Source organism: Paraburkholderia sp. SIMBA_054, assembly GCF_046534875.1.
Lineage (GTDB): Bacteria > Pseudomonadota > Gammaproteobacteria > Burkholderiales > Burkholderiaceae > Paraburkholderia > Paraburkholderia hospita.
The window spans coordinates 30800-51931 of the sequence record NZ_JAWRXV010000050.1 but is presented as its reverse complement, the minus strand read 5'-3'; the positions used below and the strand labels follow the sequence as shown (position 1 = coordinate 51931).

Annotated in this window: 24 protein-coding genes; 14 read left to right on the top strand and 10 right to left on the bottom strand. The window is 61.2% G+C overall.

The annotated features are described in order from the left end of the window. Positions 1-120 precede the first annotated feature (120 nt). Positions 121-645 (top strand): YceI family protein, encoded by a 525-nt coding sequence (locus tag SB822_RS40625; protein WP_079501858.1) that lies wholly within the window; start codon positions 121-123, stop codon positions 643-645. A gap of 260 nt (positions 646-905) precedes the next feature. Here SB822_RS40625 and SB822_RS40620 read toward each other — a convergent pair whose 3' ends face one another. Then, positions 906-1556 carry an FMN-dependent NADH-azoreductase gene (locus SB822_RS40620; protein WP_114221907.1) on the bottom strand — a complete coding sequence of 217 codons (651 nt, stop codon included), beginning with the start codon at positions 1554-1556 and terminating at the stop codon, positions 906-908. A gap of 110 nt (positions 1557-1666) precedes the next feature. Between SB822_RS40620 and SB822_RS40615 the strand changes: the two genes are divergently transcribed. Continuing rightward, complete coding sequence (locus SB822_RS40615) at positions 1667-2518, top strand: LysR substrate-binding domain-containing protein (protein ID WP_086917702.1); 852 nt, start codon at positions 1667-1669, stop codon at positions 2516-2518. Between the two features lie 108 nt (positions 2519-2626). On the opposite strand, the gene SB822_RS40610 is transcribed toward SB822_RS40615, so the two are convergent. Then, complete coding sequence (locus tag SB822_RS40610; protein ID WP_410857342.1) at positions 2627-3586, bottom strand: GlxA family transcriptional regulator; 960 nt, start codon at positions 3584-3586, stop codon at positions 2627-2629. A 110-nt stretch (positions 3587-3696) separates the two neighbouring features. On the opposite strand from SB822_RS40610, the gene SB822_RS40605 reads away from it, so the two are divergent. The 3 genes from SB822_RS40605 to SB822_RS40595 all read left to right on the top strand — a co-directional run bounded on the left by SB822_RS40605 (position 3697) and on the right by SB822_RS40595 (position 5676). Continuing rightward, on the top strand, positions 3697-4002 hold the full coding sequence (locus tag SB822_RS40605; protein ID WP_410857341.1) for a putative quinol monooxygenase: 306 nt from the start codon (positions 3697-3699) through the stop codon (positions 4000-4002). A gap of 117 nt (positions 4003-4119) precedes the next feature. Then, on the top strand, positions 4120-4734 hold the full coding sequence (locus SB822_RS40600) for a hypothetical protein (RefSeq protein ID WP_410857340.1): 615 nt from the start codon (positions 4120-4122) through the stop codon (positions 4732-4734). A gap of 168 nt (positions 4735-4902) precedes the next feature. Further along, positions 4903-5676, top strand: coding sequence for an alpha/beta fold hydrolase (locus SB822_RS40595; protein ID WP_410857339.1), 774 nt, complete (start codon positions 4903-4905; stop codon positions 5674-5676). A gap of 59 nt (positions 5677-5735) precedes the next feature. Here SB822_RS40595 and SB822_RS40590 read toward each other — a convergent pair whose 3' ends face one another. From SB822_RS40590 to SB822_RS40580, 3 genes are all read right to left on the bottom strand, one after another. Beyond that, positions 5736-5861 (bottom strand): YciI family protein, encoded by a 126-nt coding sequence (locus SB822_RS40590; RefSeq protein WP_410857348.1) that lies wholly within the window; start codon positions 5859-5861, stop codon positions 5736-5738. Positions 5862-5966: 105 nt separating this feature from the next. Then, the gene (locus SB822_RS40585) at positions 5967-6872 is read right to left on the bottom strand and encodes an NmrA family NAD(P)-binding protein (RefSeq protein WP_410857338.1); all 906 of its coding nucleotides are present in this window, start codon (positions 6870-6872) and stop codon (positions 5967-5969) included. A 51-nt stretch (positions 6873-6923) separates the two neighbouring features. Next, positions 6924-7199 (bottom strand): hypothetical protein, encoded by a 276-nt coding sequence (locus SB822_RS40580; protein ID WP_114221911.1) that lies wholly within the window; start codon positions 7197-7199, stop codon positions 6924-6926. A gap of 189 nt (positions 7200-7388) precedes the next feature. Between SB822_RS40580 and SB822_RS40575 the strand changes: the two genes are divergently transcribed. After that, entirely contained in the window at positions 7389-7952 is a 564-nt protein-coding gene (locus SB822_RS40575) for a PadR family transcriptional regulator (RefSeq protein WP_410857337.1), read from the top strand. Positions 7953-8285: 333 nt separating this feature from the next. Here the strand turns inward: SB822_RS40575 and SB822_RS40570 are convergent, their stop codons facing one another. Then, the gene (locus tag SB822_RS40570) at positions 8286-8714 is read right to left on the bottom strand and encodes an ACT domain-containing protein (RefSeq protein WP_410857336.1); all 429 of its coding nucleotides are present in this window, start codon (positions 8712-8714) and stop codon (positions 8286-8288) included. A gap of 151 nt (positions 8715-8865) precedes the next feature. Next, on the bottom strand, positions 8866-9219 hold the full coding sequence (locus SB822_RS40565) for a hypothetical protein (protein ID WP_410857335.1): 354 nt from the start codon (positions 9217-9219) through the stop codon (positions 8866-8868). 319 nt (positions 9220-9538) lie between these two features. Between SB822_RS40565 and SB822_RS40560 the strand changes: the two genes are divergently transcribed. The 8 genes from SB822_RS40560 (at position 9539) to SB822_RS40525 (ending at position 16405) form a co-directional block, all read left to right on the top strand. Further along, complete coding sequence (locus SB822_RS40560; protein ID WP_410857334.1) at positions 9539-10696, top strand: amine dehydrogenase large subunit; 1158 nt, start codon at positions 9539-9541, stop codon at positions 10694-10696. A 7-nt stretch (positions 10697-10703) separates the two neighbouring features. After that, the gene (locus SB822_RS40555) at positions 10704-11270 is read left to right on the top strand and encodes a MauE/DoxX family redox-associated membrane protein (protein WP_086917692.1); all 567 of its coding nucleotides are present in this window, start codon (positions 10704-10706) and stop codon (positions 11268-11270) included. Then, the gene (gene mauD / locus SB822_RS40550; RefSeq protein ID WP_007581305.1) at positions 11267-11884 is read left to right on the top strand and encodes a methylamine dehydrogenase accessory protein MauD; all 618 of its coding nucleotides are present in this window, start codon (positions 11267-11269) and stop codon (positions 11882-11884) included. Before SB822_RS40555 ends, mauD begins: the two co-directional genes overlap by 4 nt. Before the next feature lie 40 nt (positions 11885-11924). Next, a complete protein-coding gene (locus SB822_RS40545; RefSeq protein ID WP_007581308.1) occupies positions 11925-12470 on the top strand; it encodes a methylamine dehydrogenase light chain in 546 nt (181 codons plus the stop codon). After that, the gene (locus SB822_RS40540; protein WP_410857333.1) at positions 12467-12964 is read left to right on the top strand and encodes a c-type cytochrome; all 498 of its coding nucleotides are present in this window, start codon (positions 12467-12469) and stop codon (positions 12962-12964) included. The genes SB822_RS40545 and SB822_RS40540 overlap by 4 nt, the downstream gene beginning before the upstream one ends. Beyond that, positions 12961-13524, top strand: coding sequence for a c-type cytochrome (locus tag SB822_RS40535; protein ID WP_410857332.1), 564 nt, complete (start codon positions 12961-12963; stop codon positions 13522-13524). Before SB822_RS40540 ends, SB822_RS40535 begins: the two co-directional genes overlap by 4 nt. 25 nt (positions 13525-13549) lie before the next feature. Then, positions 13550-15055: an aldehyde dehydrogenase family protein gene (locus SB822_RS40530; protein ID WP_410857331.1), complete on the top strand. Its 1506-nt coding sequence runs from the start codon at positions 13550-13552 to the stop codon at positions 15053-15055. Positions 15056-15166: 111 nt separating this feature from the next. Beyond that, positions 15167-16405 carry a porin gene (locus tag SB822_RS40525; protein WP_410857330.1) on the top strand — a complete coding sequence of 413 codons (1239 nt, stop codon included), beginning with the start codon at positions 15167-15169 and terminating at the stop codon, positions 16403-16405. Between the two features lie 759 nt (positions 16406-17164). Here SB822_RS40525 and SB822_RS40520 read toward each other — a convergent pair. The 3 genes from SB822_RS40520 to aepX are packed head-to-tail and all read right to left on the bottom strand — an operon-like array spanning position 17165 to position 21122. Next, positions 17165-18232, bottom strand: coding sequence for a 2-aminoethylphosphonate aminotransferase (locus SB822_RS40520; RefSeq protein WP_410857329.1), 1068 nt, complete (start codon positions 18230-18232; stop codon positions 17165-17167). Continuing rightward, positions 18232-19416: a phosphonopyruvate decarboxylase gene (aepY, locus tag SB822_RS40515; RefSeq protein ID WP_410857328.1), complete on the bottom strand. Its 1185-nt coding sequence runs from the start codon at positions 19414-19416 to the stop codon at positions 18232-18234. Before aepY ends, SB822_RS40520 begins: the two co-directional genes overlap by 1 nt. After that, positions 19413-21122 carry a phosphoenolpyruvate mutase gene (gene aepX, locus SB822_RS40510; protein ID WP_007743461.1) on the bottom strand — a complete coding sequence of 570 codons (1710 nt, stop codon included), beginning with the start codon at positions 21120-21122 and terminating at the stop codon, positions 19413-19415. Before aepX ends, aepY begins: the two co-directional genes overlap by 4 nt. Positions 21123-21132: the final 10 nt, after the last annotated feature.

The window sequence follows — 21132 nt, the reverse complement described above, 5'->3', positions numbered from 1 at the left end:
AAAGCGGCGCCGCGTGGCTGGGTCCAGTCGCGCCGCAGCCCATCATCGACACTTAGGGAGTCTGATTTGAACAAGCACCTGATTGCACCTTGCGTTCTCGCGTTGATCGCGGGATCAGCGATGGCGGCCACGACCACGTATAACCTTGACCCGAGGCACACCTATCCAAGTTTCGAAGCTGACCATTTCGGCGGAATCTCGGTGTGGCGAGGCAAGTTCACGAAAAGCAGCGGTGTCGTGACACTTGATCGCTCTGCAAAGACTGGCATGATCGACGTGTCGATTGACACTGCGTCGATTGACACGGGTAATGCGCAACTCGATACGCGTGTGAAATCGGATGAATTTTTCGATGTCAGCAAGTATCCGACCGCGACGTTCAAAGGTAGTGCGCTGCGCTTCGACGGCGACACACCAATCGAAGTATCGGGCGACTTCACATTTCACGGGGTTACTAAACCGCTGACGTTGAAGATTGATTCGTTCAAGTGCTTCATCAACCCGCTGATCAAGCGCGAAGTGTGTGGTGCGGAAGCCAGCGCGCAATTCGACCGCGCCGACTACGGCGTGACTTGGGGCACAAATTACGGATTCAGGACGCTGACTCGCTTGCAGATTCAGGTTGAAGGCGTGAAGGCGGACTAGGCTGTAGACGGCCATTGACGACTTGCCAGATGAACCTCGTCGCCGTTCTTCTACAGACAGCACACGGGGTGAATTGCGTTTGCCCTTCTTTTGCGGCATGAAGGGTCGATCCTCCTACCCTGCCCTTCTTTTGTCGCGGCGCACGTTCTCAGAGGTGCGCTTTTTTATGCATACAGTTCTTTTTCTTGACCGGAAACATCCGGCAAAACGTGGGCCTTTAATTTGATGCCCTGACCCACGCGCTATTAGCTTCGGACAATTCATCTACCAGCCGAAACAGAAGCCGCCCCCACCAACGCCACAGCCCGCTCGCGTGCAGCCTGTCTCGCCGCGTGATCCACTTCGGGTCCAAGCAGCGTTTTCTCGACGACAACCGATTCGACGTTGGTGATGCCGACGGATCGCAGCCACGCTTCGATATAGGGCCGCTGAAAATCGAACGAATGGGCCGGTGTGCTCGAGTCGATCGAATAGTCGAGGCCTCTGGCATAGATCACCACCGCCTTCTTGTCTTTCAGCAGGCCCTGGAGCCCACGTTCATCGAACGAGAACAGGATGTCTCGCTGCGACACGACGTCGATGAAATGCTTCAGCTTGTACGGAATAGAAAAATTCCATAGTGGCACGGAGAGCAACAACGTATCCGCGTCGTGCAGCCGCTGCGCGAGGCGCCGGATGTCCGCCCACGCCTGCTGCTGGGCTTCGCTGAGCGGAGTGCCGCTCAGGTCCGCATATTTCGCATCGAGCGCATCGCCGTCGAATTCCGGCAAGTCAATCGACCACAGGTCGAGCACGTCGATCGGATGATCTGGATGAGCGCTGCGATAAGCCTCCAGATAGGCCCGTGCAACGTCGAGGGAAGCAGATCGCGTCTTGCGTGGCGACGATTCGATATGCAGCAAGGTCGGCATGGCAATACTCCTAGTGAGTTGACTACCGCCATCACAACATATTTCGATTTAAAATATAAACGAAGTATCTCAGCCTTATTCAGTTCAATTCGCACTGTATTGGAAGGACCATGTTCGATACCGTTCTGCTGCGCTCTTTCGTGGCCGTCGTCCAGGAAGGGGGGTTCACGCACGCCGCCGCGCGTCTCAATCTGACGCAATCCGCGGTAAGCGCGCATCTGCGACGTCTGGAAAAACAGACCGGCCGCGACCTGCTCGTGCGCACCACGCGCTCAGTGACGCTCACGCCGGACGGTGAACTTCTGCTGGGCTACGCGCGCGCCATCCTCGCGCTGAACCATGACGCACATGCGCAACTGCTTCGCGGGCCCAGCGAAGGTGCGATCCGGGTTGGCCTGTCCGAAGACCTCGCCAACGTCAGGCTGATGAATGTCATGCAGGCGTTCGCGGTCCGCTATCCGCGCATTGCCTTCAGCGTCAGGGTCGGCATTCCTGCCGAACTGCTGCAGTCGATGGACCGGGGCGAATTCGACGTGGTGATCGGCGGACGCTGCCACGATTCACGCCCCGGACGCGTGCTATGGCGAGAGCCGCTCGTGTGGGCTGGCGCAGCGTGGGCTTCGCTTACGTCCGGCGCGCCGGTGCCGCTCGCGTTGTTTCCGGAACCCTGTCCGTATCGCGAGGCCGCCCTTTCCGCCCTCGCCCGCGCCGGCCTCGAGTACCGGATCGCCCTGGTGTGCTCGAGCGGCGCCGGCCTGTGCGCCGCCGCGCAGGCTGGCTTTGCGGTGACGCCGGTCGTACATACGCAACTCGTGCACGGCTTGCGTGCGGTCGCGCCGGATGCCGGCCTGCCGGCACTGCCCGATGTCGAGTTCACGATGTTCTCGGTACCGGGCGCACCGGCCAGCATCGCGGACGAACTAGGCAACGCGATCGTGCTCGCATTCGCGCATAAGGGATGACATCGGGCGAGCAAGGGTCCAGGAATCATCGAACTGCGATCGACTTGTTCCACTCGCACAAAACAGTCTTTCCCAGGCGCAAACGCGACCATGCATGACCACGGCGACTCACGACGCCCGCAACTCACGTACACCCTTACCTATCCGCCGCCGCAGCAACGTTCGCAAAGTGTGGCCGTCCGCATACCCAACCTGCTCAGCAATGCGCTCGACGGTGAGTTCGCTGGTCCTGAGCAGATGGACGGCGCGCTCGATCCGCAGATCCTGAATGTACTCGACGGGCGTTTTACCGAGCACCGCGTTCAGACGCCGCGTCAACGTCCGCTTGCTGGTCGCCAGTTCATCGGCCACGACGTCGAGTGAGATTGCCGTGCAGAGGTGTTGGCGCACCCAGCGGTCGAACCGCTCGACGAGCACATCCGAGTGTGAGAGCTGATCGGAGATCGCATAGGCAGACTGCGATAGTCGCGAGTCGAATACGAGATACCTTGCAACGAGCGCCGCAAGCTCAGGGCTGTGGTTGCGGATCAACCAGAGCGCAAGGTCGAGGTGGCTCAGAGCCGCCCCTGCCGTTATGGCACCGCCGCTGGGAACGACAATCCGGTGCGCGTCGAGGTGCACGTTCGGGTAGCGCTGCCGGAATAGCGGCGAAAGCCACCACGTGGTCGTGGCATCGTAACCGTCGAGCAAGCCGCTTTCAGCCAGCACGAATGTACCCGTACATGCGGCTGCAACGCGCGCGCCGCCGCTTCGCCACGAGCGCAAAGCACCAAGCGCATCGACCACATCGTCCCGGCCGAGCGCAGGCACAAGAGCCTCGGGCGTCGTGCGGTTGAGCGCGGGCAAGACGACCCAATCCGGCGCAGGCACGTCGGGCACCTCGCGCACGGGCACTTGCATCCCCAGCTCGGTCCGTACCTGGGGCCGCATTCCCACCACGGTGATGTCGAAGCCCGCCGTGGCCACCCCTGTCGTGCGCGCAAGGCTGTTGGCCATCGTCAAGCTGTCGAGCACGGTGGTGAGGCCCGTATCGAACACCCCCTCGAGCGCGAGAACATAAATTCGCATGGCAGAATTGATACCAAAATTGTCGATCGGGACAGTATTCTCCGGCGCGTTCCGTTTGTACAGTGTCGATCACCGCATGAACCTCTCATGCGGAGCACTGGAGAACAAAGATGATCAAGCACGCCTTGTTTGTCCGACTCGAAGCCAAACCGGGAAAGGAGCAGGCTGTAGCAGACTTCCTCATCGATGGGCTTGAGATGGCCAATCGGGAGTCGACCACACCAATCTGGTTCGCCCTCAGGCTGTCGCCGACGACGTTCGGCGTATTCGACGCTTTTGCGAGTAAAGAGGATCGCCAGGCACACCTGAACGGCAGCATTGCCAGCGCCCTGATGGCCTGCGCCGACGAGATGCTGGCAAGCCCCCCTTCGATCGAGCCGACCGACGTCCTTGGCATGAAGAACCTGCTGGCGTGAGCCGTATGCGCCCCGGCAGCACACGAGTCCTGCCGCTGGAGACCGTCTCCAGCAACCGCGGTGTCCGCCAGCGTGTGGCGTCCTGATTCAATCCCGTTCATAGAGATGGAGTAGTTCGTGTCGATTCATTACAAACTAGGCGCTTTGTTCGCTGCCATTGCATTTTCGAGCGCGTCTTTCGCGCAAACACCCGACGTCAAACCGGAACGGATTCGCGGCGATATCGTGTCGTTCAAAGGCGAATTGCTGACCGTACACCGGAAGAGCGGCGACACCGTATCGATCGATGTCAAGTCGGACGTCGGAGTCTCGGCTCTCAAGCCCGCAAGGCTGTCCGATGCCAAAATCGGTTCGTACGTGGGGACGCCAGCGATTACGGGCAGCGATGGAAGATTGACGGCCACTTCGATGATCGTCTTTCCCGAGGCAGCACGCGGTACGGCAGAAGGGCATTTCGCCTATGACTTCGGTCCCGACAGCACGATGACAAATGCAAACGTGGTGTCGGTTGTCACCGGCACCCGCGGCCGTGAGCTGAATCTGTCATACAAGGGCGGTTCCAGCACGGTGACGGTGCCGGAGAACGTGCCCGTCGTGACGCCGGTTCCGGCGAGCAGAACGGATCTGACGACAGGGAAGAAGGTGTTCCTCGTGGTGACACCGGATGCGAGCGGTGTTTATGACGCGCACGTGCTGTTCGTCGAAAAGGACGGTGTGGCGCCTCAGTTCTGACGCATCATGTCGGTCCACTGTGGCCGCTGGTGCCGATGATCTGCCCCATTCCCGGCTAGCGCGGTCGGGCCATGTCGGCCTTTAACTACGACGACTAGAGCGATTTTCGTTTCTATTCATTCAATAATCCTAATTACTTTAGACATGTTCCTTACTCAAGGATTGACCATGCGTTTTCTCACGTTACGATCTGCAGCGGCGCAGGCCGCCGCCGCACTTTGCCTGCTTACCACTGCCGCCGCGCCCGCTTTTGCCGCGCAGGTGAAGGACATCGTGGTGGTTCATGGCGCATTCGCCGACGCCGCAGGTTGGCGTCCTGTCTACGACATTCTGACGAAGGACGGCTACCACGTAACACTGGTGCAGCAACCTCTGACGTCGTTCAACGACGACGTGACTGCCACGAAACGCGTGCTTGATAGCCTCGATGGTCCGTGCGTACTCGTCGGCCACAGCTATGCTGGCGCGATCATTAGTGAAGCCGGGAACGACGAGCACGTGAAGTCGCTGGTCTACATTGCCGCGCATGCGCTCGACGCCGGTGAAACCATAGGGGACAACGGCAAGAAGTATCCGGTCGGCCCCCTATCGATCGTCGGAACGCCGGATCATTTTGTCTACCTGAAACCCACCGACTATCCGTCGCAGTTCGCACCCGACCTGCCTCGCGCGCAGGCCGATTTCGAAGCGCATGCGCAGATACCGCTTGCAGCATCCGAGTTCTCGGCGCAGGTTTCCGATCCGGCATGGAAGACCAAGCCAAGCTGGTATATGGTCGCGAAGGCCGACAAGATCATCAGTCCGGACCTCGAACGCATGTACGCAGAGCGCGCTCACGCAACTACGGTCGAGATCAATGGTGCAAGCCACGCGGTGTTTGAATCCCATCCGCGGGAAGTCGCTGCACTTATCGAACAGGCGGCGCAGCGGTCTGGCCAGTAAGGGAACGTTCTTCGGCGCTTACCGCAAGCTTGACGCCATATGCAAGCGCAGACGGGCGCCTACGCGCGGATGATCGGCAAGACCGGGATCACTTCCGTGTACCCGGCCGATGCGCTCGGGCTGAGCTCAGCCCAATTCAAAGCTTCTTCCAGCGTCTCGACACTGACCACTACAAAGCCGCCAATCAGTGCGTGCCCTTCTTTACCGGATCGGCGTAGATGTCATAGACGTTGGGTGGCTGCCGAAAAGCGAGAACAAATTCCATCATTGTTTCCTGTTAGAAGGGACGATCAGGCGGGCGTGAACGCGGCCGCATGGCGGCGAGCGAATTCGGCGGCGGAAATCGGCGCGCGACCGACTAACTGCTCGAAGGTGTCGGTCATGCGGTCGTAGCGGTTGTCGCGATGCAGCTGGGCCATAACGATCAGGTGCGCGACCAGATGAGCCGGCTGTTTGGCCTCCTGGAGCCTGGCTTCCCAGATCTGCGGCGGCACGTTGATGTATTGGATGGTGCGGCCCAGTGCGCCGCTGAATTCCTGCGCGATCTCGGCCATCGTCAGCGACTGGGGGCCGGTCAGTTCGTAGACCTTGCTGATATGTGGCTCTGGGTCGGCCAGCACAGCAGCAACGGCGGCCCCCACGTCGGCGGCGGCGATTGGAGAGGTCTTGCCGTCAGCGAACGGTAGGCGGATAGCGTTGTCGTCCCGGATCCCCTTGGCCGCCGGCAGGAACAAGCCTTCGAAGAAAGCGGTTGGACGCAGGTAAACCACCGGCAGGCCGGACCAGCGCAGCACCTGCTCTGCGAGCCAGTGCTGCTTCTGTTGCGGGCTGCCGGTGGTCTCTGTCTCGCTCATCTGCGACAGCGTCATCTGCGACAGATTGACGAAGGCCTTCACACCCAGGCTTTTCGCTGTGACCGCGACGTTGGTGGTCGCTTCCAGGAAGTTGGGCGAAACCGACATCGTGAAATACACCACTGAGCAGCCTTGCATGGCCGCACGCACCGCGACGATGTCGAGCATGTCGGCGACCACGACTTCGGTGCCCAGGTCACGCAACGTGTCGGCGCGCACGTCCAGCTTGCGCACCAGGGCGCGTACGCGATGGCCTTGTTCCAGCAGGATGGCGATAGCCGCGCGCGCGGTCGAGCCGACGCTGCCGGCGGCGCCAGTAACGAGGATGGTTTCTTGGGACAAGATTCTCTTCCTTGTGTTAGTGAGAAAGTTGAAGAACATGAGCAACGGACCTCAGGAATCGCTAGCCTGGCGCGCCTGCGCCGCATCAACGTCGGCACGCACCGCACTGGAAGCGAGGACGTAATAGACCGGGTCGGTGCGCATTGGCAGCAGCCCTTTCTGGACAGTCTGGCCGGAATCGTCGAACCGCTCGACGACCTTGCCGGCAGCGCGAAAGCCCAGGTTGCTTTCAGTGCGTGCACGCACGACGTTGATGCAGATGATGTTGTCGGCACCGGCCGGCGCCGCCTCGACCCAGGCAACCTTGCTGCGCGGAGGAAACGACACGGCGGACCGACCGCGTCCGGCCAAAGCTACGACGGCTCGCGCGGTCACGGCCAAGGGGCACAGGGAAAACGGAGGCCGCCTACATGCTAGAATTAGCTATGTTGAAAAATACATAGTGACACGGTTCACACGACTATGTCAAAAAAAACATAGTCATTCCGCGTGCGCATTGACGCAATCAAGGAGCGAATGCGAGTGAGTGATTTGAAGGAAGCCAGGGCAAGCAAGGCGAAACCACTGAAAAATGTTCTCCTTGCCGGGCTATATAACCAGCCGCGTTCGGGTTATGAAATGACCAAATGGCTGCAGATGGCGGGCCAGCATTGCTGGTCGGTTGAGCACAGCTCCGTGTACCCTGCATTGCGCGAGCTGGAGAAGGACGGACTCATCAAATCGGAGCGCATGCCGGGAACGCGCGGACCGGAACGCTCGATCTACAGCGTGACCGATGCTGGACGTGAGGAGCTGACGGCTTGGGTGGCCAATGGTTCGCCGCGCCCGGCCATCAAGGACGAACAGATACTGCGGGTCTTATGTTTCGATTTGCTGCCGCGCGAGACAGCGTTGCAGCAAATTCGTGCGGTGCGCGCGGACCATCAGGCCCAGCTTGAATTCTTTCTCGAAAGGCAGGCCGTGCTGACCGAGCATCAGCTTGGACCGCTGTTGGTGACGCGCCGCGGCGTGTTGGCGGAACAGGCCTATATCGCGTGGTGTGACGAGGTGGCGGAAATGATTGCTCGCAGGCCAGCCTGAGCCCGGCCAAATTCAGGCCGGCGCGCAGCTTGAATTTGCCAAATGGAAGTACCAGGCGAGGGAGGCGCCACCATCCTTGACAATGGCACGCGGTGCACCCAGGTAGACAAACAGACCGTGTGTCTCCGTAGCGATGCTTCGCAACCGGTGCGAGTTCGCTACGGTGTCACGGGCATTTTCGACGGATGCGGGAAGGCCGATGAAGCTACTCTCGTCGCCGCCGGATAGGAAAATCCGTTAGCGTCGCTGAAGCCGACGTTCGATCTACCGAGTGACCGCCGCTTCATGGCTGATTTGCGCCTGATGTGAGCTCGCTAAATCCTAAATTCGAAACTAACTACTATTTGCTGGTCGTTGCGCGACGACTCCATCCGTCTGCAACAAATGAAGTACATGCATCGCCGCCGCTGCCGATTCGAGAGGAACAAAAATATGATCGTGGTGCGCGCCCGCCACCACATTGCAGCTGATGCCGGAATTACCCAATGCGCTAGCGAATGCTGCGGTCAAGCCCACCGCCTCCAGGGCTGAATTCACAGTCAACGTAATCCAGGCGCATTTGAACAAGGCATTCAAACCGCCGACCTGCGCATCCGCCTCACTCGTAACGACAGACAAGCCCTCGGGTTCGCGGATTGACGCAACAATTATGGCCGGGTCAATGGCGTTACCGCCCTTGACCGAAGCAAACACAAACACGCCCGGGTTAAGCACCGGCTCCAATGTTTTCAACAGAACAGAGAGATCTGAAACTGGGCTCACGTTACCTCCTGTGTGGCGCCGCCCACATCATTTACGTGGACATCGGCGGATTGTCGGCCCATTGAAGCGTAATGTCGAACAAACGAATTGTCGGCCGGGTGCGGAAGCTTGACGTCAAACCGTAACGGACCTTCAACCTTCCCCAAAGCAGTCACTCCCAAGTCGGCAATGATGTGGCTGCCAGCTCGCTCACGATCGGCTCATCTTCCGCATCGACGACAAGCACGACATCCTGTCCAACCATGTAGTAGCTGTTCAAGCGCTCATAGTTCACTTTCCCTAGCTCTCCGTACAACTCGATTCGCGAACTGTTCTCCTCAAGCCACAATTCGCATCCGCGCCATGTGGGATCAGAGTTGTCGAATTCCGACGGGACAGCGGAGTAATTTGTCGTGACTTCAACACTTTCGTCGACTACGTAGAGGCCGGCAACGCTTTGTTCGAAGTGGATCCGCATCCCGCCGACGCAAACACGATCGCGCCATACGTAACGGTCAACCGTCAAACTACGCGTCCGCTCTATGTAACTGCGTGTGACCCCCAATTGGCGGCCGCGACGGGAATGCCCGCTTCGACCGTCTGTTCGGGCGCCAAACACCGAACGGAGAATGCACGTTTCGAAAGCAAGCCCATTTTTGCGCCTAGAAACAAACCCTAACCCCCAACAGCCGCACCACGCGTAACCCAACACGCGCCCTACATCCCTTTCAGCAAGGCTACCAATATCCCAAATCGGCACGCACGCCTTGCCGGTTTCGGCGTTGGCCCGATTTTTCGTCGATCTACAGTCGCCCCACACAACGTGAATCTCTACCGGAGGCGACATGAGAATAAGGCGACGAACCGCGTCCATCGCGGCGACGCTGTCATTTGCGGCTGCATGCATCGGCAGCGCGCACGCAATCGAAAAGCCCGAAGAATTGACCGTGCAGAAGCTGCCGCCGTGGCATCCGCATGAGGTGTTCGTCGTCGATATTTCGATGCCGTCGATGACTGACGCACGCATCTATCTGTACGACGCCGATGCGAAAAAGCTGCTCGGCCAGATCGACGCGGGCTTCGCGCCGGGCTTCGCCATCTCGCCCGATCACAAGACGAGCTTCGTCTCTACCACGTACTTCGCGCGCGGCTCACACGGCACGCGCACCGACGTTGTCGAGCTGACCGACAACGCGACGCTCGATCACACGGGCGAAATCGTGATTCCGCCGAAGCACGGCCAGCACGTGCCGTCACCGTACAACACGACGTTCAGCGCGGACGGCAAGCGTCTCTACGTGACCAACATCACGCCCGCCGCATCGGTGACGGTGATCGACGTCGCATCGAAGAAGGTGCTGTCGGAAGTGGACATGGCGGCCTGCGTGCTCGCGTTTCCGTCGGGCAACGACCGCTTCACGGGCCTGTGCGAGAGCGGCAAGGCGCTCACCATCACGCTGGACGCGAACGGCAAGGAAGCGAAGCGCACGATGTCCGACGCGTTCATCGACGTCGACAAGGACCCCGCGTACATCAATGCATCGCCGTATCAGGGCGGCTACCTGTTCACGACTTTCCACGGCATGGTGCGCACCGCCGACTTCCACGGCGACAAGCCCGTATTCGGTAAACCGTGGTCGCTGCTGACGGACGCCGAGCGCGCCGAAGGCTGGCGTCCTGGCGGCTTGCAGCAGACGGCCGTGCACGCGAAGCTGCATCGCTATTACGTAGCGATGCACAAGGGCGAAGAAGGCTCGCACAAGGACCCCGGCACCGAAATCTGGGTGTACGACCTGCAAACGAAAAAGCGCATTGCGCGCTGGGATCTGTCGCAGCAGAAGATCGACCCGGTCGCTTCGATCCAGGTCAGCGACGACGACAAGCCGCTGTTCTACGGCATCACAGGCACGTCGGATCTGGTCGTGATGGATGCGCGCACGGGCAAGCTGCAACACGTCGAAAAGCAGGTCGGCAATACGTCGTCACTGCTCGTCAATCCGTGAGGCCGACATGATGCTCGATCCTGTACTCGCGACGGGCGCGCAAGCCAGCACGGCGATTGTCGTGCTGCTCGGCGCCGTCGCCAAATGGCGGCGTCCTGCCGCGTTCCGTCAGGCGCTCGGCGATTACCGCCTGTTGCCCGACGCGTTGACGGCGCCCGCCGCCATCGCGATCACGGCAGCGGAAACGGTGGGCGCCGCCGCGCTGCTGTTCCCCGATACGCGCGTAATCGGCGCAATCGTGCTGGTCGCGTTGCTGCTCGCATTCGCGGCGGGGCTCGCGTTCAACATCCTGCGCGGCCACACCGATATCGACTGCGGCTGCTCGGGTTTCGCCGCGACGCAAGCGGCAACGCAAGCGAACGCGCCACGCGGCATCGGCTGGTTTCATGTCGTGCGCGCCGTGCTGCTCGCTGCGCTCGCCGCGACCGCGTTCATCGAACCCGCGACGCGTTCGATTGTGTGGTTCGACTACCTGACGCTCTTCTTCGCCGTGCTGCTGATCGTCTGCGCACTGCTCACTTTCGATGTGCTGCTGGCCAACGTGCCGCGCCTCTCTCACTTGAGGAATTCATGATGCAAACCGCTCTCACCGTTTCCACCGCGCTGCTGTGGATCGCCGTTCTCGCGCTCGGCGCGATCTGTCTCGCGCTGGTTCGCCAGGTCGGCATTCTGTACGAACGCATCATGCCCGCAGGCGCGTTGATGATCGACAAGGGCCCCGCTGTCGGCGCGATCGCACCGACGTTCGAACTGTCCGATATCCGCGGCCAGCAAGTGAAGGTGGGCGGCATCGACGCGCAAGGCAAGGCCACGCTGCTGTTCTTCCTGTCGCCGACGTGCCCCGTCTGCAAGAAGCTGCTGCCGCTGTTGCCGTCGCTGCAATCGAGCGAGACCACGCCCGTCAACATCGTGCTCGCCAGCGACGGCGACCTCGCCGAGCACCAGCGTTTCGCGCAAAAGCAGAACCTCGATCGCTTCCCGTACGTGCTCTCGCAGGAACTGGGCATGGCGTATCAGATCGGCAAGCTGCCGTATGCCGTGCTGCTCGACGACAGCGGCAAAGTGCGCGCGAAGGGTCTCGTCAACACGCGCGAGCATCTGGAAAGCCTGTTCGAAGCGAAGGAACGCGGCGTCGCGTCGCTGCAGGAGTTCGTGCACGGCGATCATCGCCACGAACAGCACGCTTAAAGCGCCGAACCGATTACAAACCTGAGCGGAGAACAATCACATGGGCGTTTTTGATTCATGGTTCGAGAAGTCGGCGCGCGGCGTCGCGCAGCACAGTTCGCGGCGCAGCGCAATGGCGAAGCTCGGCCGCGTGCTGGTCGGCTCGGCAATGCTGCCGCTGCTGCCCGTCGATCGCACCGCGTATGCAGCGGATGCGGCCTCGGCAGCGTCGGGCGCATCGGGCGCTGCGGCATCGGGCGCCAGCGACGATCCGATGAGCTGCGATTACTGGAAGTACTGCGCAATCGACGGCTGGCTCTGCAGTTGCTGCGGCGGCACGTCGAGCAGTTGCCCGCCGGGCACCACGCCTTCGCCGATTACGTGGATCGGCACCTGCCGCAATCCGCACGACGGCTCCGACTACATCGTCTCGTACAACGACTGCTGCGGCAAAACCTCGTGCGGCAAGTGCTTCTGCAACCGCAACGAACGCGAGAAGCCGCTCTACAAGCTGTCGCTCGACAACGACATCAACTGGTGCATGGCGAACGGCAATTCGAACTATCACTGTTCGGTTTCGGTCCTGCTTGGAGCAGCAAAGCAATGAAAGTGAATCACGCTGGAAAAATCGCGGCCGCCTGTCTTGCGGCGGCTGCGTCGTTGGCGATGCCGGGCGTCTCGTTCGCGCAGAACGTGCACTACCCCGCCGGCAAGAGCATGTTCGACGCACAGTGCGCGGTGTGCCATCAGGCAGGCGGCAAAGGCCAGGATGGACTCGCGCCGCCGCTCACCGAGTATCCGGGCAAGTACTCGACGACGGCGCCGGGCCGCGCGCAACTGACGTCGACCGTGGTGCACGGCATGTTCGGCGAGATCAAGGTCCAGGACAAGAGCTACAACTTCAAGATGCCGAGCTTCGCAAGCGCAAGCGACGAAGACCTGGCGCAGGTGTTGAATTACGTCGTGTTCGATCTGAACGCGCAGCACGGCGACGCGAAGCCGTTCACGGCCGCCGACATCAAGGCGGCCCGCGCGCAGACGATGGACAGCGCGGCCGTCCACACGCAACGCGCGGTCGTCACGAAGGGACTCGGCCTATGAACGCCGCTCGCGTGTCTCGTGCCGGCGACCGCGTGCCCGCGCAACAGCCCGCGCGCGGCGCGCGCGCGGCTTCAGCGGTGACGTTGTGGGTCGGCGCAGCGCGGCGCATATCGATGCTGCTCATCGCGTGCGCCGCGACTTACGTGCCGCCCTCGCCTGCCAATGCGCAAAGCAGCGCGGACCTGTCGCTCGCGCAGCAGCACTGGGTGCTCAACTGCATGGGCTGTCACACGGCGACGGGCGGCGGCATTCCCGGCAAGGTGCCGCCGCTCGCGCACTCGCTTGGCTACTTCGAACATCTGCCCGCCGGACGCGAGTATGTGATGCGCGTACCGGGCGCATCGAACTCGGCGCTCTCCGATCAGGAACTCGCTGACGTGCTGAACTGGCTGCTCACGACGATGAACCACGAAGCGCTGCCGAAAGACTTCAAGCCCTACACGGCCGCTGAAGTCTCTGCGCAACGCCGCCCCGCTCTCTCCGATGTCGCGACCGTGCGCGCCGGACTGATCCGCGATCTGCACGAGCGCGGCATCAAGGGCGTCGCGGATCGCTACTGAACATCCCCAATCAAAGGAATCGAACATGGAGACGAACAACACCTTCCCGCTGCTCGCCGCAACGCAAGCGTTCATCGCGAAGCCGAAGAAGATGCTGATCGGCGCGGAGTGGACGGATGCATCGTCGGGCCGCACGATCGACGTCATGAATCCCGCCGACGGCAGCGTGCTCACGCGCGTCCCTGAGGCGAACGAGCACGACGTGCAGCAAGCCGTATCCGCCGCACGCCGCGCATTCGATGCCGGCCCGTGGCGCACGATGAAAACCACTGACCGCGAACGTCTGTTGCTGAAGCTTGCCGATCTCGTCGAAGCGAATGCGCGCGAACTCGCCGAGATCGAATCACTCGACAACGGCAAACCGGTGATGGTCGCGCAAGGTCTCGATGTAGCGATGGCCGCGCAGTGCTTCCGCTACATGGCCGGCTGGGCGACGAAGATCGAAGGCAGCGTGATCGATGCAGGCATGCCATACATGCCGGACAGCGAAATATTCGCCTACACGCGCAAGGAACCCGTCGGCGTGGTCGGCGCGATCATCCCGTGGAATTTCCCGCTGCTGATGGCCGCCTGGAAGCTCGCGCCCGCGCTCGCGACGGGCTGCACCGTCGTGCTGAAACCCGCCGAAGACACGCCGCTCACGGCGCTGCGTCTTGGCGAGCTGATCCGCGAGGCGGGCTATCCGGAAGGCGTCGTCAACATCGTCACGGGTTATGGGCATACGGCGGGCGCGGCGCTGTCGCGCGACCCGCGCATCGACAAGATTGCGTTCACGGGCTCGACGCAGACGGGCAAGCTGATCGGCCATGCAGCGCTCGACAACATGACGCGCATGTCGCTCGAACTGGGCGGCAAGTCGCCTGTGATCGTGCTGCCTGACGTCGATATCAACAAGGCTGCGCAAGGCGTTGCGAACGCGATCTTCTTCAACTCGGGCCAGGTGTGCACGGCGGGCTCGCGCGTCTATATCCACAGCAAGGTGTTCGACAAGGTAATCGACGGCGTTGCGCAGATCGCGAAGAGCCTGAAGGTCGGCGCGGGCATGGACCCGTCGACGCTGATTGGCCCGCTAGTCTCCGCGAAACAGCGCGAGCGCGTGTGTGGCTATATCGACTCGGGCTTCGCGGAAGGCGCGCGCGCCGCGGCGGGCGGCAAGATCATCGACAAGCCTGGCTTCTTCGTCGAGCCGACCGTGATGGTCGACACGAATCACACGATGCGCGTGGTGCGCGAAGAGATCTTTGGGCCGGTGCTGGTCGCCATGCCTTTCGACGATATCGACAGCGCCGTGCAACTCGCCAACGACACACCGTATGGTCTCGGCGCGAGCATCTGGTCGAACGAAATGTCGGCCGTTCACAAGCTGATTCCGCGCATTGCGGCGGGCACGGTGTGGGTCAATTGTCACTCGCTGCTCGACAACGCGCTGCCGTTCGGCGGCATGAAGCAATCGGGCTTCGGCCGCGAACTGGGACGCGCGGTTATCGAGCAGTACACGGAAAGCAAGTCCGTGATGATCAATTACGCGTAAGCGTTCGCGCGCTGCCTTGCCGAAGCATATTTTGCTTTGGGCTTGACGCATCGGCAAGGCAGCCGGATCGCGCGCTCACGAAGCAGACACATAAGACAAAGGGGAAGAGACATGAAACATCGGACGACGCCGCGCACCATCGCGGCGGCGGTGGCCGCGCTCGCCGGCGCAATGGCTGTGATCGCCGCGCCCGGCATGGCGCATGCGGAGAGCAGCGTCACGTTTTATGGCGATGTCGATGCGGGTATCACGTACACGAACAACCAGCAGGTTACGCATGCGGATGGCAGTGTCGGCGGCGGACACAATTTTCAGTTCACGGGCGGGAATTCTGCGCCTTCACGTTTCGGGTTGACTGGGAGTGAAGATATTGGCGGCGGCACGTCGGTGACGTTCAAGCTCGAGAACAGCTTCTTTACGGGCAGCGGCAATTTCGTGCAGGGCGGCACGCTCTTCAATCAGAACGCGTGGGTCGGGCTGACCAATGAGCAATACGGGACGCTGACGTTTGGCCGCCAGTTCGACTCGTACACGAATGCGCTCGCGCCGTATGCTTCCAGTAATACGTGGGCCACGTTGTATGGGGCGCATATCGGCGACGTCGATAATCTGAATGCTGCGCTTAATCTGAATAATGCTGTGCAGTATGTCAGTCCGACTATTGCGGGTTTCTCGGCTAGCGGCACGTATTCGCTGGGTGGTGTTGCGGGAGATTTTTCGCAGAAGCGTGGTTGGGCGGTTTCCGCAAGTTATAACAATGCGCCCTTCTCGTTCGGGGTCGGTTATCTCGATCTGAATAATCCGCTCGATGCTGCGTTAGGCGGCGAGCAAGGTTATATCGGGGATTTTGCGTGCTCGAATCCGACTGCGATGTATTGCGAGTTGCAGAATGCGCATTCGTTGAAGGCGTTTGGTGTGGGTGGGTCTTATAGCTTCGGGCCGGCGACTTTTGGACTTGTTTATACGCATACACGGCTTGACGATAGTCAGTATTTTGCGAGCGCCACTCAGCCGCAAGGCGCGGATGTGCGGTTCGATATCGTTGAGGTGAATGCGACGTATGCTTTGTCGCCTGCCTTTACGCTTGGGGCCGCGTATATCTATAACTCGATGAAGACTGATGTCAGCGGGTCGCCGAAATTTCATCAGGTCAATCTTGGGGCGACGTATAGTTTGTCCAAACGGACGACGTTGTATGCGGTTGGAATCTTCCAGAAAGCCGCTGGCAGTGGGATTGGGACTGATCCTGTCACCGGACAGAGCGTGAATTATGCGCAGATTCCTAATTTGCCGAATTCCACTACAGATAGGCAGGTGTCTGTGACTGTTGGGCTGAAGCACAATTTCTGAGTTTTTTTTGTTGTCTGCGACGGAGGGGTGGTTTGTTCTTGCCTCTTCGCTGGCATCCGCGTTTTGCCTTCGTGCTTCAAGCGTCGCCCCTGTGCGGGGCGGCACCTACTTTTCTTTGCCGCCGCAAAGAAAAGTAGGCAAAAGAAAGCGGCTAACACCGCCAATCCTTCTTCCTGCCTGAGGGCCCCCAACCGGTCCCACACTTCACACGGCAACGTCCTTGTTCGTCTGCGTTGCCAGCGCGCTGAATGAGCGCCTCACCTGCTTCAAATTCCTATACACGGGCTAGCGGCAGCGAACGGTTTGTGCCGCCCAGGTGGCAAACTGTGTGTAGGTTGTCGCGGCGTATGGCCTGGCGCTCTTACAGGGTGGGACGCGTGCGCTAACGGTCCGGAGTGAGGCGTGTGAGGTGCTACGGCCTACACACAGTTTGCCACCTGGGCGGCAGTGGAATATCTGGCACGGCATGATGCAGCGCAGGTGGGTGAAGCGCGTGAGGCGTCAATTCAGAGCGTTGGCAACGAACATGAGTCACGTGATTGCCTTGTGAAGCGTGGGACCGGTTGGGGGCCCTCAGGCAAGAACTAGAACTGGCGGTGTTAGCCGCTTTCTTTTGCCTACTTTTCTTTGCGGCGGCAAAGAAAAGTAGGTGCCGCCCCGCACAGGGGCGACGCGTGAAGCACGCTAACAAACCGCGGATGCCAGCAAAACCACAAGCAAACCACCCGCGCCGCAAAGGCAAAAAAAACCAAAAACCGCCTACCGGATCAACTCATCAAAACTCACGAGCAACCGCTCAATATCAGGAGAATGAATATCCCCCATAGTAGAAATCCGGAAAAGCTCTTTAGACAGACCACCCTGCCCGGCATAGATAACGAAGCCGCGCGCTTTAAGCGCATCATGCAACCGCTCATAAGAGACGCCGTCCGGCAACTTATAAGCCCGCAGCACGACAGAAGACTCCACCGCCGGCAGAGCACTCCCAATGCCACGCGCAAAAAGCCCCACCCGAGCCTGCTCAGCCAGAGCCAGATAACGAGCATGCCGCGCCCGCCATCCACCTTCCTCATCAAGCTCGCGCAGCGCCTCCACAAGCGCATAGTAAGCATGCACAGAAGGCGTAAACGGCGTATTCCGCTGATCCTGCAAACTGGCAAGCCGCACAAGCCCGAGGTAATAAGTCCGGCTCGCAGCAGCCGCCAACGCATCCCGCCGCACGATCACAAAAGCGGCACCCGGCACGCCATGCAGACACTTATTCGCCGTCGCCGCAACAGCCGCAATCGTGCCTTCAGCGAAGTCGATCTCTTCAGCGCCAAAGCTGCTCACACCATCAACCAGCATCTTCACATTGCGCTCGCGGCAAACCGCTGCCAGCGCCTTGAGATCATTCAACCGCCCGGTCGTCGTCTCATGGTGAATCACAGCAACATGCGTAATCGCCTTATCGGCATCGAGCACAGCCGCAATCCGCGCCAGATCAGGCGCCTGCATCCACTCATGCTTCACGACGCTATGCGCAATGCGATACTGCGCCGCAATCTGCGAAATACGCTCGCCATACACGCCATTCTCGACGATCAGCAACTTGCCATTCTCCGGCACGAGCGCCGCGATCATGCTCTCGACAGCCGCCGTCCCCGAGCCCGTCATCAGCACGGCGCTCCATTGCGCGGGATCAAGGTCATACAGCTTGACCAGACGCGCGCGAGCTTCGTCCTGCAAGTCGAAAAACTCGCTCTCGCGATGACACAAGTCCGTTTGCAGCAGGCTATTACGCACGCGCTCGGTCAGCGTGACGGGGCCTGGATTCATCAGCAGCATCAACGTGCTCCTTCGTTCGAGCCGGCAGTGGCGATATGGCGCATCAGGCGCGTCTTCACATCGGGCGGCGTAATGGTCGGGCGCGGCAAGCCGTCGGGCGTGCCACGGCGAATCGCGACGCGCACAAAGCGCGGGCCGTCCAGCAGCGGCGACGCGAACAGTTCGTCGATCAGGCCCACGTCGTCGCCTTCGACAGCGGACGCATAGCCGCACGCCGCCGCAACACCCGCGAACGACACCTGCGGCGAAACCGTCGACTGCCCCCCCGTCGAATCGTGCGCACCGTTGTCGAGCAGAATGTGCGTGAGATTCGACGGACCATAGGCGCCCAGCGTCGCAAACACGCCCATGCGCATCAGCGCCGCGCCGTCGCCGTCGAGCGCGACAACATGCAGGTCCGGCCGCGTCAGCGCAAGGCCCAGTGCGAACGGCGTAATACAGCCCATCGAGCCGACCATGTACAACTGGTTCGGCCGGTCGTCGATTGCGTAAAGTTCGCGGCCGCAGAATCCCGTCGATGCAAGCACGACCGTCGAGTTCACCGGCGTATGAGCAATCACGCGCTGCAAGGCTTCATTACGCGTCGGCAATGCATCGGCGGCAACAGCACGCGAAACATCACGCGCGGCACGCACCTCGCGCTTTGTCGCGCGGCCCGAGTCCTTCAGTTCGTACGGCGCGACGCTGCCCTTCTGCATCACGAGCGCATACGGGCGGCCCGTCGCGTCCATGTGCGCAATCGCGCGGTCCAGCGCGGGACCGATCGCCTCCGCTTCCGTCGGGAACGTCTCCCACGGAATCTCCATCGTGTCGAGCATCGCCGGCGTGATGGGGCCCATCAATTGATGCTGCGGCTCGTCCGCGACTCCAGGCTGGCCGCGCCACGTGACGATCAGCAGTTGCGGCAAACGGAACGTCCACGTCAGCGACGTGAGCGGACTCACCGCATTGCCGAGGCCCGAGTTTTGCATCATCGTCACGCCGCGACGACCGTTCTGCGCGCCGAGCGTCACGCCCGCGATGAACGCGACCGCATCGCCTTCGTTCGCCGCCGACACGTAATGCAGCTTCGGGTCCTGCAGCACGTAGTTGATGAACGGCGTCAGATACGAGCACGGCACGCCCGCGTACCAGTCGAAGCCGCGCTCGCGCGCCGCCTCGACGAACTGTGCTGCCTCGATCATTGCGCCGCGCCTCCCGCTGCCTCGCTCTTCGCGAGCGGCGTCGCTTCGTGCGCGAAGTCGCCCGCACGACGGAAGTCTTCGAGGTCGTTCACGCCGCGCCAGTGGCCGTGCACGTATTGCACTTCGATTTCTTCACCAGCTTCGATCAGCGCATTCAACAGCGCAGGCATGTCGAGCGAATCGAAATCGGGGCGCGCGCGCAGCGTGTTCATCACGGCCTGCAGACGCTCGCGGCCCGCGCCGCGCACGTTCAGAAGACCGATCCAGCGGCCATTCGGCACTTCGCCCTTCACGTCGGCTTCGTTGTTCGCCACGCGGCGCAGCAGCACCTTGTTGCCGAACAGGCCGCGATCGTCACCGGCCGAGCACCACGCGAAATCGCGCACGCTCTGGTTCGTCGCGCCCGCTTCGGCAACCGTCGTCGAATCGACGACCACGCTGAACGGCGCTTCGCTGTCCACCAGATCGCGCACGATGTAGCTGCGGAACAGCAGGTCGCCGTACGAAATCACGGTGTCGTTCTGCAAGCCGTCGACGGCGCACGCGAGCGACGCCAGTTCGCCCGTCTGCTCATGACGCTCGTTGACGACCAGCTTGATGCCCGCCGTGTCGATTGCGTCGGCGCGATAGCCGCCCACGACCGTGATGTCGTTCACGCCCTGCTTCTTGAACGCGTCGACGAGCCAGCGCAGCAGCGGCTTGCCCGCGATGGGCAGCATGACCTTCGGACGGTCCGTCGTCACGGCTTCGAGGCCCTTGCCGCGGCTCGCGGCGAGCACCACAGCCGAACCCGCCACGCGCGACGACGACAGATAGCGCTCTTCCGCTACCGAGTACTCGTCGGCATCCTGCAAACGGAAGATTTCGTTGACGGTCGCAATGCGGTCTTCGACATTGACGAGCGTCTGGCTCTCGTAGATTTCCTTGACGACAGCCTGCATCGCGGAAGTCGCCGCACGAATCTGATGGTTCGCCCAGATCACCGTGCTGATGCCCGCCGTGCGGAACACTTCCGTCGGCGTGCTGTAGTACTTGGTCGGCACGATCACGAGCGGACCACGGCCTGCCCATTCGCGCGCGAACTCGAGAATCTCATCGGGGCGCGACAGCTTGCTGTGAATCAGGATCGCGTCTGCGCCCGCCTGGCGATACGCCTCGGCGCGCTTCAGCGCTTCGTCCATGCCCCAGCCCGCGATCAGCGCTTCGACGCGCGCGACGATCGAGAAATGCTCGTCCGTCTGGGAGTCCTTGCCCGCCTTGATCTTGCCGCAGAACTCGTCGATATCGGCGAGCGGCTGCGCTTCGCCCTTGATGAAGCTGTTCGTCTTCGGGAACACCTTGTCTTCGATGCAGACGCCCGCAATACCGCGCTGCTCCAGCTTGCGCACGAGGCGGCGCACATTGTTGAAGTTGCCGTAGCCGGTGTCGCCGTCGAGCAGAATAGGCAGATCGCTCGCGTCAGCCATGAATTCGAGCGTATCGACAACTTGCGTCCAGCTCGCTTCGTTGTTGTCGCGCACGCCGTATTGCGCGGAGATCGCGAGGCCCGAGCCCCAGATGCCCTTGAAGCCGGCTTCGCGCGCAATGCGTGCGGAGATGCCGTTGTGCGCTTCCATCAGGAATTCGAGCTCGTTGCTGGTGAGCATCTGGCGCAGTCGTGCGCTGCGCGACAGAGTAGAAACGAAAGAGGGTTCGCGTGCGTTCATTGTGTGGCTC

Bases quoted from the DNA above. Each gene is read 5' to 3' on its own strand.
- SB822_RS40555 (WP_086917692.1), top strand. From the start codon at position 10,704: ATGATGCTCGATCCTGTACTCGCGACGGGCGCGCAAGCCAGCACGGCG.
- SB822_RS40610 (WP_410857342.1), bottom strand. From the start codon at position 3,586: ATGCGAATTTATGTTCTCGCGCTCGAGGGGGTGTTCGATACGGGCCTC.
- SB822_RS40575 (WP_410857337.1), top strand. From the start codon at position 7,389: ATGCGAGTGAGTGATTTGAAGGAAGCCAGGGCAAGCAAGGCGAAACCA.
- SB822_RS40530 (WP_410857331.1), top strand. From the start codon at position 13,550: ATGGAGACGAACAACACCTTCCCGCTGCTCGCCGCAACGCAAGCGTTC.
- SB822_RS40615 (WP_086917702.1), top strand. From the start codon at position 1,667: ATGTTCGATACCGTTCTGCTGCGCTCTTTCGTGGCCGTCGTCCAGGAA.
- SB822_RS40560 (WP_410857334.1), top strand. From the start codon at position 9,539: ATGAGAATAAGGCGACGAACCGCGTCCATCGCGGCGACGCTGTCATTT.
- SB822_RS40535 (WP_410857332.1), top strand. From the start codon at position 12,961: ATGAACGCCGCTCGCGTGTCTCGTGCCGGCGACCGCGTGCCCGCGCAA.
- SB822_RS40595 (WP_410857339.1), top strand. From the start codon at position 4,903: ATGCGTTTTCTCACGTTACGATCTGCAGCGGCGCAGGCCGCCGCCGCA.
- SB822_RS40625 (WP_079501858.1), top strand. From the start codon at position 121: ATGGCGGCCACGACCACGTATAACCTTGACCCGAGGCACACCTATCCA.
- SB822_RS40545 (WP_007581308.1), top strand. From the start codon at position 11,925: ATGGGCGTTTTTGATTCATGGTTCGAGAAGTCGGCGCGCGGCGTCGCG.
- aepX (WP_007743461.1), bottom strand. From the start codon at position 21,122: ATGAACGCACGCGAACCCTCTTTCGTTTCTACTCTGTCGCGCAGCGCA.
- SB822_RS40525 (WP_410857330.1), top strand. From the start codon at position 15,167: ATGAAACATCGGACGACGCCGCGCACCATCGCGGCGGCGGTGGCCGCG.
- SB822_RS40605 (WP_410857341.1), top strand. From the start codon at position 3,697: ATGATCAAGCACGCCTTGTTTGTCCGACTCGAAGCCAAACCGGGAAAG.
- SB822_RS40520 (WP_410857329.1), bottom strand. From the start codon at position 18,232: ATGCTGCTGATGAATCCAGGCCCCGTCACGCTGACCGAGCGCGTGCGT.
- mauD (WP_007581305.1), top strand. From the start codon at position 11,267: ATGATGCAAACCGCTCTCACCGTTTCCACCGCGCTGCTGTGGATCGCC.
- aepY (WP_410857328.1), bottom strand. From the start codon at position 19,416: ATGATCGAGGCAGCACAGTTCGTCGAGGCGGCGCGCGAGCGCGGCTTC.
- SB822_RS40620 (WP_114221907.1), bottom strand. From the start codon at position 1,556: ATGCCGACCTTGCTGCATATCGAATCGTCGCCACGCAAGACGCGATCT.
- SB822_RS40540 (WP_410857333.1), top strand. From the start codon at position 12,467: ATGAAAGTGAATCACGCTGGAAAAATCGCGGCCGCCTGTCTTGCGGCG.